Annotated in this window: 18 protein-coding genes; 6 read left to right on the top strand and 12 right to left on the bottom strand. The window is 64.3% G+C overall.

Annotated features, from left to right (window positions below):
• Positions 1-104 precede the first annotated feature (104 nt).
• Positions 105-1,286, top strand: a complete 1,182-nt coding sequence (locus NCT05_RS33705; RefSeq protein WP_008345402.1) for an MFS transporter — start codon at positions 105-107, stop codon at positions 1,284-1,286.
• Between the two features lie 75 nt (positions 1,287-1,361).
• Here NCT05_RS33705 and NCT05_RS33700 read toward each other — a convergent pair whose 3' ends face one another.
• The 3 genes from NCT05_RS33700 to NCT05_RS33690 form a co-directional block, all read right to left on the bottom strand.
• Positions 1,362-1,823: a MarR family winged helix-turn-helix transcriptional regulator gene (locus tag NCT05_RS33700; protein ID WP_008345403.1), complete on the bottom strand. Its 462-nt coding sequence runs from the start codon at positions 1,821-1,823 to the stop codon at positions 1,362-1,364.
• Between the two features lie 84 nt (positions 1,824-1,907).
• On the bottom strand, positions 1,908-2,789 hold the full coding sequence (locus tag NCT05_RS33695; RefSeq protein WP_008345404.1) for an NmrA family NAD(P)-binding protein: 882 nt from the start codon (positions 2,787-2,789) through the stop codon (positions 1,908-1,910).
• Positions 2,790-3,250: 461 nt separating this feature from the next.
• On the bottom strand, positions 3,251-3,877 hold the full coding sequence (locus NCT05_RS33690) for a TetR/AcrR family transcriptional regulator (protein WP_250504357.1): 627 nt from the start codon (positions 3,875-3,877) through the stop codon (positions 3,251-3,253).
• A gap of 234 nt (positions 3,878-4,111) precedes the next feature.
• Between NCT05_RS33690 and NCT05_RS33685 the strand changes: the two genes are divergently transcribed.
• Both NCT05_RS33685 and NCT05_RS33680 read left to right on the top strand, forming a co-directional pair.
• Positions 4,112-4,585 carry a nuclear transport factor 2 family protein gene (locus NCT05_RS33685; RefSeq protein WP_250504356.1) on the top strand — a complete coding sequence of 158 codons (474 nt, stop codon included), beginning with the start codon at positions 4,112-4,114 and terminating at the stop codon, positions 4,583-4,585.
• A gap of 24 nt (positions 4,586-4,609) precedes the next feature.
• Positions 4,610-6,046 carry an MFS transporter gene (locus NCT05_RS33680; protein ID WP_502801822.1) on the top strand — a complete coding sequence of 479 codons (1,437 nt, stop codon included), beginning with the start codon at positions 4,610-4,612 and terminating at the stop codon, positions 6,044-6,046.
• A gap of 297 nt (positions 6,047-6,343) precedes the next feature.
• On the opposite strand, the gene NCT05_RS33675 is transcribed toward NCT05_RS33680, so the two are convergent.
• From NCT05_RS33675 to NCT05_RS33665, 3 genes are all read right to left on the bottom strand, one after another.
• Complete coding sequence (locus NCT05_RS33675; protein ID WP_175982444.1) at positions 6,344-7,162, bottom strand: MetQ/NlpA family ABC transporter substrate-binding protein; 819 nt, start codon at positions 7,160-7,162, stop codon at positions 6,344-6,346.
• A gap of 119 nt (positions 7,163-7,281) precedes the next feature.
• A complete protein-coding gene (locus tag NCT05_RS33670; protein WP_008345409.1) occupies positions 7,282-7,575 on the bottom strand; it encodes a peptide ABC transporter substrate-binding protein in 294 nt (97 codons plus the stop codon).
• Between the two features lie 16 nt (positions 7,576-7,591).
• Entirely contained in the window at positions 7,592-8,767 is a 1,176-nt protein-coding gene (locus tag NCT05_RS33665; RefSeq protein WP_175982445.1) for an acyl-CoA dehydrogenase family protein, read from the bottom strand.
• 179 nt (positions 8,768-8,946) lie between these two features.
• Here NCT05_RS33665 and NCT05_RS33660 point away from each other — a divergent pair, with 179 nt between their 5' ends.
• Positions 8,947-9,759 (top strand): MetQ/NlpA family ABC transporter substrate-binding protein, encoded by an 813-nt coding sequence (locus NCT05_RS33660; protein WP_175982446.1) that lies wholly within the window; start codon positions 8,947-8,949, stop codon positions 9,757-9,759.
• Positions 9,760-9,782: 23 nt separating this feature from the next.
• Here NCT05_RS33660 and NCT05_RS33655 read toward each other — a convergent pair whose 3' ends face one another.
• From NCT05_RS33655 to NCT05_RS33630, 6 genes are read right to left on the bottom strand one after another with little or no spacing between them, the layout of a single operon-like run.
• The gene (locus tag NCT05_RS33655; protein WP_008345413.1) at positions 9,783-10,661 is read right to left on the bottom strand and encodes an ABC transporter permease; all 879 of its coding nucleotides are present in this window, start codon (positions 10,659-10,661) and stop codon (positions 9,783-9,785) included.
• Positions 10,658-11,650, bottom strand: coding sequence for an ABC transporter permease (locus tag NCT05_RS33650; RefSeq protein WP_175982448.1), 993 nt, complete (start codon positions 11,648-11,650; stop codon positions 10,658-10,660). Before NCT05_RS33650 ends, NCT05_RS33655 begins: the two co-directional genes overlap by 4 nt.
• Positions 11,651-11,655: 5 nt before the next feature.
• Positions 11,656-13,377: an ABC transporter substrate-binding protein gene (locus tag NCT05_RS33645; RefSeq protein ID WP_250504354.1), complete on the bottom strand. Its 1,722-nt coding sequence runs from the start codon at positions 13,375-13,377 to the stop codon at positions 11,656-11,658.
• On the bottom strand, positions 13,313-15,019 hold the full coding sequence (locus tag NCT05_RS33640; protein ID WP_250442111.1) for an ABC transporter ATP-binding protein: 1,707 nt from the start codon (positions 15,017-15,019) through the stop codon (positions 13,313-13,315). Before NCT05_RS33640 ends, NCT05_RS33645 begins: the two co-directional genes overlap by 65 nt.
• Positions 15,016-16,413 carry an LLM class flavin-dependent oxidoreductase gene (locus NCT05_RS33635; RefSeq protein ID WP_250504353.1) on the bottom strand — a complete coding sequence of 466 codons (1,398 nt, stop codon included), beginning with the start codon at positions 16,411-16,413 and terminating at the stop codon, positions 15,016-15,018. Before NCT05_RS33635 ends, NCT05_RS33640 begins: the two co-directional genes overlap by 4 nt.
• Before the next feature lie 27 nt (positions 16,414-16,440).
• Positions 16,441-17,685 carry an acyl-CoA dehydrogenase family protein gene (locus NCT05_RS33630; RefSeq protein ID WP_175982452.1) on the bottom strand — a complete coding sequence of 415 codons (1,245 nt, stop codon included), beginning with the start codon at positions 17,683-17,685 and terminating at the stop codon, positions 16,441-16,443.
• 62 nt (positions 17,686-17,747) lie between these two features.
• Between NCT05_RS33630 and NCT05_RS33625 the strand changes: the two genes are divergently transcribed.
• Both NCT05_RS33625 and NCT05_RS33620 read left to right on the top strand, forming a co-directional pair.
• On the top strand, positions 17,748-17,951 hold the full coding sequence (locus tag NCT05_RS33625; RefSeq protein WP_250504352.1) for a hypothetical protein: 204 nt from the start codon (positions 17,748-17,750) through the stop codon (positions 17,949-17,951).
• A gap of 57 nt (positions 17,952-18,008) precedes the next feature.
• A complete protein-coding gene (locus NCT05_RS33620; RefSeq protein WP_250504351.1) occupies positions 18,009-18,839 on the top strand; it encodes a CmcJ/NvfI family oxidoreductase in 831 nt (276 codons plus the stop codon).
• The last annotated feature ends 108 nt before the right edge of the window (positions 18,840-18,947 follow it).

Genomic DNA, 18,947 nt, shown 5'->3' with positions numbered 1-18,947 from the left:
CAAGGGTGATTGCCGCATCAGAGGGATACTGGCGAAATCCGGAATAGTCTACATTCGTCGCAAACGGAATAGCAAAGGCGGGGCGCAGCCTGAGGAGCACAGAGATGAAACGGTCGGTGTATTGGCTGATGGCCGCGGCGGCGGGCATCGTGGTCGCGAACAACTACTACAACCAGCCCTTGCTCGCCGACTTCGCGCTCACGTTTCACACCACCGAGCGCGCAGCCGGTGCAGCATCGGTTGCGACGCAGACCGGCTATGCGCTCGGACTTCTGCTCTTCGTTCCGCTGGGCGACAAGCTCGATCGACGTTCGATACTGGGCACGCTGCTGTGCATCTCGAGCCTCGCACTCGCCGCAGTGGCAGTGTCACCGACACTCGACTGGCTCGTGGCCGCCAGTTTCCTGACCGGGCTTACCAGCGTCGCGCCGCAGTTGCTCACACCCTTCGCGGCGCAAATTGCAGGACCCGAGCGACGCGGCGAAGCGGTCGGCATCGTGATGTTCGGATTGCTATCCGGCATCCTCATGTCGCGCGCGGTATCCGGATCGATCGCCCAGCATTGGGGATGGCGGACCGTGTACTGGCTTGCATCCGCAGCGATGCTTGTCACGGCCGCCGTACTGTCGCACAGGCTGCCTCGCTCGACGCCGACTTGGTCGGGCACGTACCGACGCCTGATGGGTTCGCTATGGACGCTGATCCGCGAAGAGGCGCTCTTGCGTCGGACGTCGGCGATCGCGGCCCTTCAGTTCGCTGCGTTCAGCGCATTCTGGGTCACGCTGACGTTTCATTTGCGCAGCATGAATGCGCATTACGGCAGCGAGATCGCCGGTCTGTTCGGACTTGTGGGCGTGGTCGGAGCGCTGGCCTCGACGGGAGCGGGCAAGCTGATAGACAAGCGCAATCCGCGTCTTGTGGTTTTGGCGAGCTCCGCAATTTTCTTCATGGCGTTCGCAATCTTCGCGTGGGTGGGCTACGGTATCGCCGGTCTGATCGCCGGCGTGATCCTTCTCGATTTCGGGCTGCAAAGCGCACACGTCGCGAACATGGCACGCAGCATGAGTATCAGGAGCGATGCGATGAGCCGCATTAACACGCTGTATATGACGATTCGCTTCGCGGGCGGCGCGCTCGGTTCGTTGCTGGGCGTGTGGGCGTGGAGCGTATGGCAATGGCCGGGAGTGTGTGGTGTCGGCCTCATTCTCGCGTGCGGGTCTTTGGCGTTGCAGGCCGGACCGGGGGTGGCCGGTGCCGGCGTGCAGGAAAGATGTTTGCGCGATTGATTCGACATGTGCGGTGATCTGGTTGCGGAACACGTGCTTGACGAATGACGTTCTTGCCGCAATGCATCGGAAGGCTCAGTCTTCCGACGAACGCATCGACACGTCGCCGATGAGTACCCCTCTCAACCGTTCTCGTAACGCGAGCACGTTGTCCGCACCGTTCAACTGCTCGAACTCCCGTTGCGCTTCCTGCCAGAGAGGGGCTGCTCTTTCATGCAGGCGCCGTCCCTCCTTGGTGAGTTCGACAAGGCGGCTTCGGCCATCGGTGGGCGAGGGCTTGATCGTGACGAAACCGTCGCGCTCCAGGAAGCCCACCATCTTCCCCATCGCGGTTCGTTCGATATCGAGCCGTTCGGCAAGCGCGTTGACCGGGGTACTTCCCACTTCGCGCAGGGCGGCCAGGGTGAGGAATTGCGTGATGCGCAGACCCGAGGGCTCGAGATGGCTATCGTAGAGTCGGGAAATCTGCCTGCTCGCCTTCCTCACGGCGAAGCAGTTGCATTGATCGATGCCGAGCGGCTTATTTACTGGCAACATCCGTTGCACTCCTCATTCGGTTAATTGCGAGAAGCTTACGCGCGCGTCGTGCGAAAGTGCGGCGATAGCTATTCAAGGACCTGTTCACACGAAGGCGTCCCGATACTTCGCGACGAACTCCTGGACCGACAGCGGCGGCTTCCCGGTGATCTTCTCGACGGCGTCGTTAGTGCCCGAGAAAATGCCGTCGCGATAGTCCTGCGCGACTTCGACCAGATGCTGCGTGAGGAACGGCGGAAACTTGTATAGGGTTTCCATCTTGATCCGAAACTCCTCGATGGAAGTCGGCGCGTATTCGATCCGGGCGCCGAGAACCTCGCTCATTTTGGCTGCGATCTCGACGTGATTCATCTCGACGGGGCCGTGGAGCGTGTAGGTCCTGCCCTCGTGGCCTTCGGGGTTGGCGAGGATGTGGGCGATCACGCGTCCCTGATCGTCGCTGGAGATAGGCGCGTGACGGCCGTTGCCGAACGGAAATTCGATCTTCTTTGTGGCCCAGATTTCCCGCGCGAAATGCGGATAGACGAGCCAATCGGCAAAGAACGTCGGGCGCAAATGCGTAGTCGCGACACCCGACCAATCGAAGACTCGCTCGGAGACCCAGTGATCCTGTGCTGCGTGGCTCATCGATTCCCGACGCGCGGAAATCTGCGACATGTTGACGATCGCCGTGACGCCCGCTTCCTGTGCTGCCTGCGCGAAATAGGCCGCGGCCCCGATGATTCCCGGCGCAATCGGATGAAGGAAATAGGCCGATCGGATGCCTTCCATCGCTGCCCGAATATCGTCGATGTCGGTAAAGTCCCCGACCGCGACATCGACGCCGCGCTGCCTCAGCGCTTCCGCTCGATCGTCATCCGTACGCACATATGCCCGCACGCGTTTGCCCATCTCGAGCAGTTCGTCAATAGCATTGCCTCCGGTCCGTCCGGTTGCACCGCTCACAAGAATCTCAGGCTTGTTCATCGCTTCGCTCCGTTTGAAAGTGAGAGCATATGCTCTCTTAAGATGGAGATTAGGTGCATATGCTCGTATAGTCAAGTTTTTTGTCGGCTCTTTCACGCAGAGCGGAGCGTCGGCGCAAATTCGGCCGACAGACATCCTTCAAACGAAAGCAGGGAGACGACGCGCTCTGCCGCTCGCCATGCGCCATGCGCCCCGTCGAATACAGCGCGGAGAGCGCTATCCCCGCCAGTTTCCGGTCATCCTCATTCGGATGCGACAGCAAGGCCGATGGCCGAGTCCCTGCGGAATGACGCGGGCGATTACCTTGTCATCTGGAAGCGCGTGAACGGACAGCGGAAGCAGTATCGCGACATATACGAGGCCGGCCGCGTGTTGCCGGTGCTAACAGCGGTACATGCGCGGCGGCGGGAATGGGCGATCGTGATGATATGCATCGGTGCCTTCCACGGCACCACGCGCTACTACTGCGGCATCGGCCGGTCTACTGCGGCATCCCAGATCCCCATCGCGTCGTTCACGGCCTTCTCGATGACGGCATGCCGGACTGAATCGCGGGCGAGCACGGACAACCCCTGAAAAAAGCAGTCGAGCGCAATGGATAGCGACGCCGGATCCGTGCTGCTGCGCAGCTCCCCACTCTTGATGCCCCGTGCCACGCAGGCGCGGAAGCCAGCGCGCGTGCGATTGCGCACGTCACGAAGCAACTGAGTGACGGCTTCGCTGCCGGTGGAACTGGCCCCCACAACGCCTAGCGCGACCATACAGCCTTTCGGGTGGCCGCTCTCGGTCTGCATCCTTGCCGACCGAAGCATCGCCAGAAACACGCCCTCCCGTGGCGGAAGCGACGTGTCATGGAGACTGCGCGTCACCTTGCCGTAAATCTCCATGTATCGTTCCAGCGCCTCCTTGTACAGCGCCTCTTTGGACTCGAAGGCCGCATAGAAGCTGGGCGCGGAGATGCCCCCGCCGATCGCGGCCTTCAACTGCGACAAAGACGTCGATTCATAGCCATGTTCCCAGAACAGATGCATCGCCGAAATGATTGCCGCATCGCGGTCGAACGTGCGTGGCCGACCCCGCTGAACCATGAACATCTCCTTCAGTCGAAATATACATACTAGTCGATACATAATTTCGTTGCAAGTCGCGAGCTGGCACCTCTGGTGCATGTCAGCGGGCCGTTCAAGAAAGCGGTTGACACAGCCTTCCGTATTCTTTTAAATATGTACCATTCGGTATGTAAAGCCGGAGCCGCGCGGGGTCATCACACGAATCCCGCATTTTTTTAGCTATTTGTGTACCATTCGGTATGGAATAAGCCAATGTCCAAAGAACTCGAAGCACGTCTTGACGCCATCGAAAGCCGCTTCGCCATCGAGGCGCTGATCGCCAACTACGCCGAGGCGTTCGACACCATGAATATCGAGCTGCTGGCCACGCTCTGGCATCCCGATTCGCGACTGCACCTGGGCGCGAACGGCAACTCCGATGGCCTGGAGGCGATCCTGGCGCAAGCGCGCATCAACATGAAGCGCATGCCCCACATGCATCATTGGATGGCGAACGCGTTAATCACGGTGGACGGTGACAACGGCCACGGCCTTGTAGCGGCGGACTGTCTTTTCTACGACGTCGATCAGGGCACGCTCCAGGTGAGCGGCCAATACCGCGACATCTATCAGCGACGCGAAGGCCGCTGGGCATTCATGGAGCGCACCTTCACCATGCACTACGCGACGCCGCTCCAGAACTGGCACCCCATCGCGGGAACGGAGCGCTTCGGCCGTCCGGCTTGATGCGGCCCGCGGCCGCCGGGACTTATGCATATGACAACCTCTTCCACACGTCGATGGTCGGCGTTCGCGGTGTTGCTGGTGGGCGCATTTCTGCCGCCGCTGGACTTCTTCATCGTGAACGTCGCCCTGCCGTCCATCCAAAGCACGCTCCACACGAGCGCTGCGGAGCTGCAACTCGTCATTTCCGGATATGCCGCGGCCTACGCGGTTTTCCTTATCACAGGCGGACGGCTAGGCGATCTATTCGGACGACGAAGTATCTTTCTGATCGGCGTCATGGGCTTCGGACTGACATCGGTGATCTGCGGGCTCGCATCGTCGCCCGCCATACTGATCCTCGGGCGAGTGCTGCAGGGTCTGAGCGCCGCCGCCATGGCGCCGCAAGGACTGGCCTCCATTCACGCCCTGTTTCCAGAGAGAGAGCGTGCGCGCGCCTTGGGCCTATACGGCGCGGCGGTGGGTCTGGCCGCCGTAGCCGCGCAGGCGCTCGGGGGCGCGTTGATCTCTGCGGACGTCTTTCACCTTGAGTGGCGCGTCGTCTTTCTCATCAACTTGCCCGTCGTCGCCGCTGTTCTGATCTTCGGGCTGCCGTTGCTACCCGACGTCCGCGGTGACAGCCCGGCACCTGTAGACCGAATCGGCGTGCTGCTCTGCGCACTCACGCTGGGCTTGCTCATCGTGCCTCTGGTCGAAGGGCGGGAACTGGATTGGCCGTGGTGGGCCTGCGCAATGCTGATCGCATCCCCCGTCGCCGGGGTGGGCTTCTGCCGATATGAGATGGCCTACGCCCGCCGAGGCGGCGTGCCTCTAATCAGCGTGGAGCTGATCCGCAGGCCCGGCCTGATGAGCGGGCTTACGGGCGTCCTCTTCTTCTACGTCGTCTCTGCATTCTTCCTGACGTTCTCCGTCTACCTCCAGGCGGCGCTTGGGATGAGCCCATTCGAGACAGGGCTGGTGTTCCTTCCGTTCGGTGTCGGCGCCTTCATCGGGCCGCTGACGACCCCGCTGGCCATTCGCCTCTTCGGCGACCGCGTCCCCGCCATCGGCATGATGCTGGAGGTCGCCGGCTGCATACTCCTCGCCGCCCTCGTGGCCGGCGCGCCCGGACAGATGCCGGCTCAGTTTCCGCTGATAGCAGCAGTAGCGCTCTTGGGATTCGGTCAGGGCTGGGCGCTGCCGACGCTGGTGCGCTCGGTTATCAATCGCGCACCGGCGACCGGTTCCGGGATGATCGCGGGCATCACGAATTCGGCGTTGCAAATCAGCGCAGCACTGGGTGTCGCGGTCATCGGCGGTGTCTTCTTCAGTGTCGCGGGGACTTCGCCGGATCCGGTGACCTTGGCCAAGGCACTGGTCGTCGCCATGATGTGCGTCGGCGGCAGTCTGACCGTTTCGGCCGTCCTGTCTATCGTCGCTTCGAGATCGAGCATTCATGCCGCTGCGAGGGCGGCGCCTCGTTGAGTCCGGCGCGCCATCACTCACGGCATTGCAGGGCCGCGGACATGTCGATGGCGACCCCGTGCCATTTCGGCCAGCACCATCGTCGGTTCGAGCGCCAATGCGCCAGGACCGGCGCTCGGGCACCTTCAAGCGGGACCTGTCCGCCGAGCCGGAAGACGACGCCTCCCCCGCGCTCGATACACATCCGCGAGGGCACGCTCCGCAGTCTCTGTCGCGCTGAGCGCGAAGTCGGTCCGGCGCGATATCGTGTCTTATCCGCGGTTTGCATCGGTCGTCGAAGGCGCGTCTGTCGGCCCCTCAGAACGCCGGAATGATCGCGCCTCGATAGCGCGACAGGATGAACTGCCTGACTTCGGGAGACTGATAGGCGGCGACGATCTGCTGCACCCACGGCTTGTTCGCATCCTGCTCGCGTACGGCGATCAGACACGCGTAGACCCCGGAGCCGTCCTCGCGCAGGATCGTGTCCTTCGCCGGGTTGAGTCCGGCCTTGATCGCATAGTCCGCATTGACCGTCGTGGCGTCGAAATCGTCGAGCGTGCGCGGAAGCTGCGCCGCATCCACTTCCTTGAATCGGAAGTGCCTGGGATTGTCGATGATGTCGAGGGGCGTCGCGTTGACGCCCGTGACAGGATCGATGCCCTGTCGCAGCCGAATGCTGCCCGCCTTCTGCAACAGCAGGAGAATCCGGCTCTCGTTGGCGGGATCGTTCGGAATGCCGATGGTCGCGCCGTCCGGCAGGTCCGAGTACTTCCGGTAACGCTTCGAATAGAGTCCGATCGGCCCGATCCACGTGCGGCCGATGCCGACCAGCTTGTAGCCGCGCGCGCGAATCTGCGAGGAGAGGAAAGGCCGGTGCTGGTAGCTGTTGGCATCGAGATCGCCTGCGTCGAGGGCCGCGTCGGGCTGAATATAGTCGTTGAACGACACGATCTTGATGCGCAGACCGTAGTCGCGCTCCGCGACCTTTTTCACAGCCTCGAAGATTTCCTCATGAGGTCCGCTCGTCACGCCGATCTTGAGCAAGGGCGTTTCCGCCTGCGCGGTCGCGCTCACGACCACGGCAAAAAATGCGCATAGCAGCGCGCGCAGAAGGGAAAGGGAGAGTCGTTGCACGAGAACTGTGTCCTTGTCGTGAGGATGGCGAACCCGGTCATTCTATGGACCCGATCCCGTTCCGATAACCAATCCGTTGGCATAACCTTATGCCGGCCTGCCTTCGGTTTCGGCGCGCGTCACGGCAGGATGTAAAGGTCCGCGAAATTGCCTCTCAGACCTTCGCCTGTGGATGCATGGTTCTTCACTTTGGTCGATGCGATCGTGATGTTCGGATTGGCGCCGAACTCGATCGACGGAATATCGTCATGCACGATCTGCTGGAACTGCCGGAACAGCTGACGGCGCCTGTTTTCGTCGGTTTCCACCGAGGCCGCTTCGAGCAGTCGGTCCACTTCCGGATTCGAATAGTGCGCGGCCTGAAGATCGCGCGCAGTTTGCTGGAATGGCCGCGCGCCATGGCGAAAGCGCATGGCGCGGCGCGTCGTCTCACGAATAGAACGACGGCTTCGGAATTCGTCCGTTGAGCGCCCAGTCGCCCAGCTCGCGCACCTTGTAATCGAGCGGATCGTGCAGCGTATGCACGCGCACATTGCGCCAGAAGCGGTCGAGCCGCAACGCCGCCGTCGTCGAGCGCGCGCCCGTCACTTCGAACATGCGATGCGCGACGTCGAGCCCCGCGCGCGCCGCCGCCACCTTCGCCGTGGCGACTGCGACGGCCACTTCGCCGCGCTCGCTTTCGGTGAGGGAAAGGCCGCGCGCCCACGCGCGATCGAAGGCCTGCATCGAACGTTCGACTAGCAGACACGCCCCTTCGAGCGCGACAAAGAAGTCGCCGTAGTGCGCGATCACATACGGATCCTCGGCGGGACGCTCGGCCTGCGAGGCAATCCACGGCCGCGTCTGCGCGAGCGTCGCGTCGCGCGCCGCCTGCAATGCGCCTTCGCCGATGCCGAGATAGATATGGCACAGGATCGACTGCGCGAGCAGCGGCCGCAGCGTCGCGAACGGGCTGGAAAGCGGTCCGGGATTGAGCAGCAATTCGTCCGCCGCGATGGGCACGCGCTCGAAGATCACCGTGCCGCTGTCGGTCTGGCGCTGCCCCATGTTGTCCCAGTCGTCGAGCACGGTGATGCCCGCGCGATTCGTCGGTGTGATGCCGATCAGCAGCCGCCCGTCGCCATCGAACGCGGACGCGAGCAGCTGGTCCGAATCGCGGGCGCCGGAACAAAAGCTCTTGCGGCCATCGAAGACATAGCCGCCGGCGTCGCCTGGCAGCGCGCGCGTGCTCTTGTCGAGCGGATTGAGCGCGTTGCCCCAGAACCAGCCCTGCGCGACAGTCTCACGCGACCAATGGCGAATCTGCGCATCGCTGCCGAAGAGGCGGATCGTCGCGAGTTGCAGATGATGGAACGCGAACAGATGCGCGAGCGAGCTGTCGACTCGTGCCATCCGTCTGACGACATCGAGCGTCGTCGACCACGGAGCGCCGTCGCCGCCGTACTCCACCGGCAACGACAGTCGCAGCAGGCCGCTCTCGCGCAACAGGCGGCGCTCATGAAAGGCGGTGCCGCCGGCCTTGTCGCGTGCCGCGGCGGTTTTCGCCCATTCGCGCAGCACCGCTTCCAAAGGCTCGGCCCACGGGGCGTCTTGAGTGCGGCTCATTGCAGTGTCTCCTGTCGATGAAGGGTGCGCCGTGTTCGATGCCCGGCTTTGGCGTCAAACCGGAAAACCATAGATAAATACATTGGTTTGGCTTGGATGGGCCGATTTGTAAGCTTGTCGCGCACCATCGACGATAACCGCTTCGCTGCCTCGCGCGCGCGAAGCAAGAGGAGAACCCAATGAAGAAGTTCCATCCGTTGCGGGCCGGCGTGCTGGCCATCGCATCGAGCGCAATGATCGCATCGCTCGCGCAGGCCGCCGATCCGAACAAGCCCGAGATTCGCTTCGGCGCGACGGCCGGTCCGTACTCGGACCAGATTCGCTACGGTATCAAGCCACAGTTGGAGAAGGAAGGTTACAAGGTGACGATCGTCGAGTTCAGCGACTACGTGCAGCCGAACCTCGCGCTCGCCGACGGCGCGCTCGACGCCAACGCATTCCAGCACGAGGTGTATCTCAAGAAGTTCTCGGCGGACCACAAGCTCGCGCTCTCGGAGCTCGTGAAGGTGCCCACCGCGCCGATCGGACTCTACAGCCACAAACACAAGCGCCTCGACGAGCTGAAGGACGGCGCGACCGTGTCGCTGCCGAACGACGTCACCAACCAGGCGCGCGCGATCATTCTGTTGCAGCAACTCGGCTGGGTGACGCTCAAGTCCGGCGTCGATCCGGTGAAATCGTCGGAGCGGGATATCGCGTCGAATCCGCACAGGATCAAGCTCGTGCCGCTCGAAGCCGCGCAACTGCCGCGCTCGCTCGATGACGTCGACTATGCGTTCGTGAACGGCAACTTCGCGCTCGCGGCCGGCCTCAAGCTCAATGACGCGCTCCTGCTCGAAAAGATTCCGCCGTACTACCTGAATCTCGTTGCGGTACGCACGGCCGATCTGAACAAGCCGTATGTGACGGACATCGCAAACGCGTACCGGTCGGCGGATTTCGCGCGCGTGATCGAGCAGCGCTTCGCGGGATTCTCCAAGCCGGCGCAGTAAGCGGGAACGCTGCGGCGCAACGCTCAAGGCCGCAGCCCTTCGACGGCTTCGAGCCGCGACGCCGCATCGTCGCGGCGGCTTCTCGACAGACGCGGATTGAACGCGGCGTGCAGCGCATCGCTCAGCAGATTGAGCGCGAGCACCGTCAGGGCGATCGCCGAGCCGGGCACCGCGATCATGTACCACGCGGTGCGCAGCGCTTCGCGCCCGGTGCCGACCATCGAGCCCCAGCTCACCACGTTCGGATCGCCGAGCCCGAGAAACGACAGCGCCGCCTCCGACAAAATCGCGTTCGCGACGAGCAGCGCGGTCGAAACGAGAATCGGCGTGAGCGCGTTGGGCAGGATCTCGATGAAGATCAGATGCGCATCGCTTGCGCCGAGCGCGATGCTCGCGCGGACGAACTCGCGCTCGCGCAGCACGATGAACTCGCCACGCGTGAGCCGCGCGATGCCCGGCCACGCGGTCACGCCGAGCGCGAACACGATCGTCGAAAGCGACGGCGTGAGAATCGCCACGAGGATGATCGCGAGCAGAAACGGCGGCACGGTCTGGAAGAACTCGGTGATCGCCATGAGCACGCGGTCGATCGCGCCGCCGAAGTAACCCGCGACGCCGCCGATCAGCACGCCCAGCACGAGCGCGATAACGGCGACCGTCCCGCCGACGGACAGCGAGACGCGCGCGCCGTGAAAGAGACCGGCGAGCAGGTCGCGGCCCATCAGGTCGGTGCCGAGCGGAAACGCGCGATCGGCGCCGGGCCATTGATAGGGCGCGGCGACCATGTCGAGCGGATCGCCGGGAAAGAGCCAGTTGGCCGAGAGCGCCGCGACAAGCGCCAGCGCGAGCAGGAGCGCGCCGACGAACGCGGAAGGCTGGCGCAGGAAAGTGAGCGGCTTCATCGGTTCGACCTCGTGCGTGGATCGACGAGTCCGTAGAGCAGATCGACCATCAGATTGAGCAGGACGACGAGACATGCCGAGAGCAGCAGCACGCCGACCAGCAGGTTGACGTCGCGGCTTTTGATGGCCTCGAACGACAGTTGCCCGAGCCCCGGCCAGCCGAACACCGTCTCGACGATCACCGAGCCGCCGATCAGCGCGCTGCCCTGCAGGCCGAGCATCGTGAGCACGGGCAGCACCGCATGGCGCAGCGCATGACGCGTCGTCACGTACCACGGCCGGCCGCCCTTCGCGCGCGCGGTGCGGATGAAATCTTCCTGCAGCGTCTCGATCATCGAAGCCCGCGCGAGCCGCGCGAAAATGGCCACGTAATACAGCACGAGCGTCGCGGCGGGCAGCACGAGATGGCGCAGATGATCGAGCAGGCGCGAAACGCCGCGATGCGCAACGTTGGTATCGGCGACACCGCCGATCGGCAGCCAGTCGAGATGCACGCCGAAGACGACGATCAGGAGCAGCGCGGTCCAGAACATCGGCGCGGAATAGCCGATGGTCGCGAGCGTGGAGACGAGCGTATCGACGACGCCGTGCGGGCGGCGCGCGGCGAGCACGCCGAGCATGAGCCCGAGACTGACGGAGACGACGAGCGCCGTGCCGATCAGCGCGAGCGTGGCGGGCAGGCGCGCGAAGATCAGCGACGCGACCGGTTCGCCGAAGCGAAACGAAAAGCCGAGATCGAGCCGCAGCGCATGTTCGATGTAATGCAGCAGTTGCCACCCGACGCCGTGATTCAAGCCATATGCTTCGCGTAACTGCGCGACGTATTGCGGCGACACGTTGCCGCTCTCGCTCGCGATGACATCGACGAGATCGCCGGGCATCAGCTTGAGCAGCACGAAGTTGAGCACGGTGGTGCCGAGCAGCACGAGCACGAGCTGAATCAGCCTGTGCCCGATCCTGCGTCCCGCGAGCGCCGATGTAAGCCGCATGACGGTCACGCCTTGTCGAACCAGACGCGCGCGAAATTGGCGCGCGAATGGCTGGCGGTGTCGGTGACGTTGCGCAAGTCCTTCGCCCACACGCCGAACCAGCGGAACTCGAACAGATTGATGAGCGACAGGTCGCGCTGCGCGATCTTCTGCAACTCGACGTACAGGTCGCGCCGTTTGGCCGGATCGGTTTCCGTCTGCGCCGCTTCGATCACGCGGTCCATCTCGGTGCTCGCATAGCCGGACGCGTTGAACCACGGCGTGCCGTTGGAGGCCGCCTTCGACCAGTAATGCTGCTCGATGCCGATCTGCGGATCGAGGCCGTCCGTGCCCCAACTGCTGATGAGCTGGAAGTTGTAATCGGTGAAGACGTTCTTGATCCACGTCGGCAAGTCTTGTCCGCGCAGATTCACGTCGATGCCCACGCGCCGCAGCGCCTGACGCACGAATTCGCCGGTGCGCCGATAGTCGTCGCCGTAGGGAATGAAATCGTGATCGAGCTTGAAGCGCCAGCCGTCCGCCTTCTTCGGGAATCCGGCCTTGTCGAGCAAGGCCTCGGCGCGCTTCGGATCGTACGGATACTGCTGCGTATCCGCCGTATAGAAAGACTTCACCAGCGACGACTCCGGCCCCGTCGCGGGCACCGCGTAGCCGCCCCACACGGTCTTGACGAGCACGTCGCGGTTGATCGCGTGCGCGATCGCCTGACGCACTTCGAGCTTGCCGAGAATCGGATCGCGCAGATTCGGTTCCAGCCAGAGCCACGCCGCGTAGCCGTTATAGCCTTCACGCGAAACGACGAGATCGGGCAGCTGCGCGAGCCGGTCGGCATCGGCGAAAGTCACCGGATTGCGTTCGCCATATTGCGCCGCGCCGGTTTCCAGCGCGGTCGCGCGGCCGGAAACGTCGGGCGTGATTTTCCATGTGATGCGGTCGAGATACGGCTGACCCGGCGCCCAATACTTGTCGAAGCGGTCGAGCACGATGCGGTCGCCGCGCGCCCATTCCGTGAACATGAACGGACCCGTGCCGACCGGCTTGTTGTTGTACGGATTGTTGCGGATGTCCGTATTCTCATAGAGATGCTTCGGCAGGATCGGCGTGCCGAGCGAATCGAGAATGCCGAAGGTCGCGGGCGTCGATTTCGACAGATGCAGCACGACCGTATGCGCATCCGGCGTATCGATCTTCGTCAGGTATTGCAGCACGCGCCGCGACGCCGGGCTGATCTTCAACCACACTTCCTCGGCTGAGAATTTGACGTCGGCGGACGTGAAGGGCTGGCCGTCGTGCCACAGCGCATGGCGGCGCAGCCTGAAGGTCCATGCGAGGCCGTCGGGCGAGACGGTCCAGCTCTCCGCGAGCTGCGGGCGCGGCTTGAGGTCCGGGCCGTATTCGACGAGGCCGTCGAAGATCTTGCTTGCGACCGCGCCGATCATCGTCGCGGAATTGACGAAGAAGGCGAGCGTCGGCGGTTCCGGATGGATGACCGCCGTGAGCGTGCCGCCGCGCTTCGCGCCGTTCAGCGTGATCGGCGTCGTTTCGGTCGTGGCCCAGGCGTTGCCCGTGAACACGAACGGCGTCGCCGCGCCCGCGACGAGCGCGCCCGCGCCCTTGAGCAGCCTGCGCCGCTTCAGATCGGCCACGGCGGCGCCCAGCGGATCATCGCGGAACAGAAGCGTCGAGGTCGAGGTCGAGGTCGGCTGCGGCTTGCGCTTGAAAGTCACGATCAATTTTCCTTGTATCGAATAAGAATGGCGCATGCGATGACGGCACCGCGTCGATCAGCGCGCGCGTGTAGGTGTGTTGCGGCGAAGTCCAGATCGAAGCGTGATCCCCGCTCTCGACGATGCGTCCCGCCTGCATCACGAGCACGCGGTCGGCGATATAGCGGACTACCGACAGGTCATGCGAAATGAAGAGCAGCGCAAGGCCCAGCTCGTGCTTGAGGTCGGCGAGCAGGTCGAGAATCTGCGCCTGAATGGAGACGTCGAGCGCGGACACGGGCTCGTCGCAGATGACGAGTTCCGGCCGCAGCACGAGCGCGCGCGCGATGCCGATGCGCTGCCGCTGCCCGCCGGAGAACTCGTGCGGATAGCGCCGCAGCGCCGATTCCGGCAGACCGACGGCATCGACGATGCGGCGAATCCTGTCGTGCCGTTCGCGCCGGTTCGAGACGCCGTGAATGGCGAGCGCATGACCGAGCGTGCGTTCGACGGTATGACGCGGATTGAGCGAGCCGTACGGATCCTGAAAGATCATCTGCACGCGGCGGCGATAGGGCCGCAACGCACGCCGTCCACGATGCGTGACATCGTCGCCGTCGAAGACGATGCGCCCGCCCGTGGGCTCCACGAGCCGCGTCAGCGCGCGCGACAGCGATGACTTCCCGCATCCCGATTCGCCGACGAGGCCCACTGTCTCGCCCGCGCGAATCTCGAAGCTGACGCCGTCCACGGCGCGCACGCCGTCGTAGTCGACGCGCACGTCGCGGGCGTCCAGCAGCACGCGCGCGGGCGTTTCGGCGGTGGATCGCGGCTTGGCGCGCGGCGCGTCGGTGAGCCGCGCGTCGCGATAATGCAGTCCCGCGCCGAAATGCAGCGACGCGCCGAGCAGCGCGCGCGTGTACGGTTGCGCGGGCTGCGTGAACAGTTGCCGGCTCGATGCTTCCTCGACCTTCGCGCCGTCCTTCATCACGACCACGCGATCCGCCCAGCGCCCGACCACGCCGAGATCGTGCGTGATGAGCAGCACGGCCATCGACAGTTCGCGCCGCAGGCGGTCGATCAGCGCCAGAATCTGCGCCTGAATGGTGACGTCGAGCGCGGTGGTCGGCTCGTCGGCGATCAGGAGGCCGGGGCGGCACGCGACCGCAATGGCGATCATCACGCGTTGCCGCTGTCCGCCCGACAGTTGATGCGGATAGTGCGCGAAGCGCCGGCGCGGCTCCGGCAGATGCACGAGTTCGAGCAGCTCGAGCGCTTCCTTGCGCGCGGCCTGAGCGGACATCGGGCGATGCAGCGTGAGCGCTTCGGCGACCTGCTTGCCGACGGGCTGAAGCGGATTCAGCGAGGTCATCGGCTCCTGAAAGATCATGCTGATGCGATCGCCCCGCAGCGCGCTCCATTCACGCTCGCTTTGCGCGAAGAGCGGTTTCCCTTCGAAGCGGATCGCGCCTTGCACGCGCGCACGTTCCGGCAGCAGTCCCATCGTCGCGAGCGCGACGGTCGATTTCCCGCTGCCCGATTCGCCGACGAGCGCGACGATCTCGCCACGCGCGATCGTCAGATCGAACGGGCGAACCGCCGCATGGCCGCCGAAGGACACGCTCAACTGGTCGATCTCGAGCAGGGGCGTCGCGGCGCTCATGTCGCCTGCCTGTCGGCCGGCCCGGACGGATCGCGGAAGCCGGCGGCCGTGTGACGCGCGCCGAGCCGCGCGCCGCCGCCGAAGAGCTTCTCGCGCAGCGTGCCTTCTGCATACGCCGTCTTGTAGATGCCGCGCGACTGCAATTCCGGAATGACGAGATCGATGAAGTCCTCGTAGCTTTCCGGCGTCACGGTCCGCGTGAGATTGAAGCCGTCGATGCCGGCCTCGTCGACCCAGGATTGCAGCGCGTCGGCCACCTGAACCGGGTCGCCGACGATCGTCGTGTAGCGGCCGCCCAGTTGCATCTGGTCGAGCAGATGCCGCACGGTGACGCCGCGCTTGCCGTCGGTCACGCGCTGCACCGACGATTCGATGCCGCGTCCCTTGTGGCCGCCGGGCGGCGCGAGTTCGTCATCGGGCGCGTAGGTCGAATAGTCGATGCCGCTGCCCGCCGCGAAGTGCGCGAGACCCGCTTCAGGACTCGCATACCGCGCGTACTCGGCGAGCTTCTCTTCGGCTTCGCGCTGCGTGCGGCCGACTACCACGGTGATGCCCATGATGATCTTCAGATCGCCCGCATCGCGTCCGGCTTCGACGGCTTGCGCGCGCAGCGCGTTCACGAGCTTGCGCGTGCCTTCCTTGCTCTGGCTCGACACGAACACGCATTCGGCATGACGCACGGCGAACGCCTGGCCGCGCCCCGACGATCCGGCCTGGAACAGCACCGGCGTGCGTTGCGGCGACGGCTCGCACAGGTGATAACCGTCGACGTCGTAATAACGGCCGCGATGCCGCACCTTGCGCACCTTCGCGGGATGGGCGAACACGCGCGCCTCGCGGTCGCGCAGCACGGCATCGTCCTGCCAGCTTCCTTCCCACAGCTTGTAGAGCACGTCCAGATACTCGTCGGCGCGATCGTAGCGCTCGTCGTGCGCGATCATCTCGGTTGCGCCCATCGCGCGGGCGGCGCTGTCGAGATAGCCGGTCACGATGTTCCAGCCGATACGTCCCTCGGTCAGATGATCGAGCGTCGAGAAGCGCCGCGCGAGCAGATACGGCGCTTCATAGGTGAGATTGACGGTGATGCCGAAGCCCAAGTTCTGCGTCGCGGCGGCCATCGCGGAGACGAGCATCATCGGATCGTTGACGGGTAACTGCACCGACTCCTTCAGCGTGACATCGACCGATTGCTGATAAACGTCGTACACGCCGACGATATCCGCGATGAACAGCCCGTCGAAGAGGCCACGCTCAAGCAGCTTCGCGAGGTCGGTCCAATAGGAGAGTTTGCGATAGTCCGTCGAACGGTCGCGCGGATGGGTCCAGAGGCCATGATTGATATGGCCGACGCAGTTCATGTTGAACGCGTTCAGAATGATGTGCTTCTTGCTCATGAAAGGGCGGGGCGAACGAAGAAAAAGTCAGGCCACGCCGATGCGCCATTGGCCCGGCGGCAGCGTGCCGTTCACGGCGAAATCGCCGACGATCCGGTCCTTGTAGATGCGCGGATTGTGCGACGCGATGGTGCGCGCGTTGCGCCAGTAGCGGTCGAGCCCGGCGGTGCGCAGCGTCGCGGATGCGCCGAGCGCGTCGAACACGCTCGCGCTCGCGTCGAGAACGAGTTGCGACGCGACCGTCTGCGCCTGCCAGATCTCGATCTCCGTTTCCGCGATGACGGCGAGCGCATCCGGCCTGTCGAACGACGCCGCCGCGCGTTCGAGCGCGCGCGCCGCCTGCGCGACGATCGCGCCGGCCGTCCAGGCGTGCGCGCGGGCGCGGCCGACTACTTGCAGCAATTGCGGATCGTCCGCGGCGCGCGTGCTGACCGCGTGGCTGTAACTGCGCGTGCGCGCGGCGATGGCGGCGGCCGCATCGCTCGCGACGGCCCGGCCGATGCCCGCGAGCGTCGCCAGATGCACGAGCTGATAGAACGCTTCGGAGTACGGGAACGGCGCGCGGCCCGCGACGATTTCGCGTTCGTCGACCTTCACGTTGTCGAAGCGGCTCGTGCCGCTCGCGGTGAGGCGCTGGCCCATGCCGTCCCAGTCGTCGATCACTTCGACGCCGTCCGCACGACGATCGACCGTGACGGACACGGCCTCGTCGTCCGCATCGGTTGCGCCGACGTGGATCCAGTCGGCGAAGAGCGAGCCGGTCGTATAGAACTTCGTGCCGTTCAGATGCCAGCCGTTCGCGTCGCGGGTGAGACGCGTCGCGAACTGGCTGCGCGGCGCTTCGCCCGTCTCGGACCACGCCGCCCCGACGATGACGCCCTTCGCGAGCCGCGCGAGCCATCGCTCGCGTCGTTCGACGGGACTGTCGAGCGCGTGCTCGATGAAGCCGAAGTGCGCGCGCAGCGCCTGCGTGATGTTCGAATCGGCTTCCGACAACTCGATCAGCAATTCGAACAATTCGACGAGGCGGATGCCCTGGCCGCCATAGTCGGCCGGCACGCGCAAGGACGTGAAGCCGGCGTCGCGCAGCCAGGCGATTTCGTCGGTGGGAAGACGGCGTTCGAGCTCGCGCGCGACGCTCTGTGCGCGGATGCGAGCGAACACGGGCCGAAAGCGCGCGGCGAGCGCGGCGTACCGTTCAGTGGGACCGGGACCCCACGCTGCGCCGACTTCGACGCCGGAAGGCAGGGGAGCATTGCGATCGAAAGGCATGGCGCTCCGATGTGATTCGTGAAAGCGTCGATTATCTGCAACCCGTGCGCCAACGCTAAACGATGAATCATCAGAAGCTAAGCGCAATCGCCGCTATTCGCCGTTATCTGGTGTCGACGGCCATCTTCGCGGCAGGCGCGTGGGCCAAGGCGAGCAGCTATAACCTCGAGCCACCGCTGGTCGCGCTTGCGCTCGGGCTGATCGACCGTCTGACGATGCCGCGCGTTCCTCGCGTGCAATGCATTGCAGAAAAGCTTCGTTGTTGAACCGTTCCGGCGAGCCTAGATTCGATCTGTCGAACCTAGCCAGCGGGGCGTGCAATCATGAGCGATGTCGTGATCGAGCAGCCGGTCGAAGTCGAGGCCGGGTTGAACTATCTCGTGCCTACGGGCGTGAAGCCCGCCTCCTACGCCTACGATCCGCCGCCCGGCGTGCCGCGCCGCACCGGCGAATATCGCACGCACGCGGTGAGGATTTCGAATGCGCGGCTGCGACCGCCGCCGGGCGGCCTGTCGCTGGACCGGAATGGTTTCGAGTTGCATCGCGAAGCGAGCGCGCTCAGCAATTTCTCCGACGATGCCGCGATTCGTTCGGTCTACTACCCGCAATCCGAGCGCCTGCTGAAGCAATGGACGGGGGCGAAGCGCGTCGTCATCTTCGATCACACACTGCGGGATGGCGCGGCGGCACGCGCGAACGGCGTGAAGGAGCCGGTGCATCTGATCCACAACGATCAGACCTTCGTTTCCGGGCCGCGCCGGGTGCGCGATCATCTTCCCGCCGATGAAGCCGCCCGCCTGCTGCAAGGGCGCTTTGCGATCGTCAATCTGTGGCGGCCGGTGGGCGAGGTCGTGGAATCGTCACCGCTCGCACTGTGCGATTCGCGCAGCATCGACGAACGCGATACGGTCGCGCAGGACTTCATCTATCCGACGATGACGGGCGAAACCTACGCGTTCGTGCATAACCCGCTGCATCGCTGGTACTACTTCCCGCTGATGTCGCCCGACGAGGCGCTGCTCATCAAGATCTACGACTCGGCCGGCGACGGCGTTGCGCGTTTCACCGCGCACACGGCCTTCGACGATCCCGCATCGCCGCCCGATGCACGGCCACGCCGCAGCATCGAGTTGCGCAGCCTGCTGTTCTTCTGAGGTACTGCCGAGCAAGCCTAGTACGCGCTGCAAATACGAAAAGGTAACTCGGTATCGCAGAGGAAGGCATCGCACGCGGCCGCGAAAGCAACGAACGAATTCGGCTAC

Source organism: Caballeronia sp. AZ7_KS35 (assembly GCF_023631045.1).
Lineage (GTDB): Bacteria > Pseudomonadota > Gammaproteobacteria > Burkholderiales > Burkholderiaceae > Caballeronia > Caballeronia zhejiangensis.
Note: the sequence above shows the minus strand (reverse complement) of the source record. Positions and strands in the feature narration are given on the sequence as shown.

Coding starts and splice junctions, on each gene's coding strand:
- NCT05_RS33705 (WP_008345402.1), top strand. CDS start 105: ATGAAACGGTCGGTGTATTGGCTGATGGCCGCGGCGGCGGGCATCGTG.
- NCT05_RS33700 (WP_008345403.1), bottom strand. CDS start 1,823: ATGTTGCCAGTAAATAAGCCGCTCGGCATCGATCAATGCAACTGCTTC.
- NCT05_RS33695 (WP_008345404.1), bottom strand. CDS start 2,789: ATGAACAAGCCTGAGATTCTTGTGAGCGGTGCAACCGGACGGACCGGA.
- NCT05_RS33690 (WP_250504357.1), bottom strand. CDS start 3,877: ATGGTTCAGCGGGGTCGGCCACGCACGTTCGACCGCGATGCGGCAATC.
- NCT05_RS33685 (WP_250504356.1), top strand. CDS start 4,112: ATGTCCAAAGAACTCGAAGCACGTCTTGACGCCATCGAAAGCCGCTTC.
- NCT05_RS33680 (WP_502801822.1), top strand. CDS start 4,610: ATGCATATGACAACCTCTTCCACACGTCGATGGTCGGCGTTCGCGGTG.
- NCT05_RS33670 (WP_008345409.1), bottom strand. CDS start 7,575: ATGCGCTTTCGCCATGGCGCGCGGCCATTCCAGCAAACTGCGCGCGAT.
- NCT05_RS33665 (WP_175982445.1), bottom strand. CDS start 8,767: ATGAGCCGCACTCAAGACGCCCCGTGGGCCGAGCCTTTGGAAGCGGTG.
- NCT05_RS33660 (WP_175982446.1), top strand. CDS start 8,947: ATGAAGAAGTTCCATCCGTTGCGGGCCGGCGTGCTGGCCATCGCATCG.
- NCT05_RS33655 (WP_008345413.1), bottom strand. CDS start 10,661: ATGAAGCCGCTCACTTTCCTGCGCCAGCCTTCCGCGTTCGTCGGCGCG.
- NCT05_RS33650 (WP_175982448.1), bottom strand. CDS start 11,650: ATGCGGCTTACATCGGCGCTCGCGGGACGCAGGATCGGGCACAGGCTG.
- NCT05_RS33640 (WP_250442111.1), bottom strand. CDS start 15,019: ATGAGCGCCGCGACGCCCCTGCTCGAGATCGACCAGTTGAGCGTGTCC.
- NCT05_RS33635 (WP_250504353.1), bottom strand. CDS start 16,413: ATGAGCAAGAAGCACATCATTCTGAACGCGTTCAACATGAACTGCGTC.
- NCT05_RS33630 (WP_175982452.1), bottom strand. CDS start 17,685: ATGCCTTTCGATCGCAATGCTCCCCTGCCTTCCGGCGTCGAAGTCGGC.
- NCT05_RS33625 (WP_250504352.1), top strand. CDS start 17,748: ATGAATCATCAGAAGCTAAGCGCAATCGCCGCTATTCGCCGTTATCTG.
- NCT05_RS33620 (WP_250504351.1), top strand. CDS start 18,009: ATGAGCGATGTCGTGATCGAGCAGCCGGTCGAAGTCGAGGCCGGGTTG.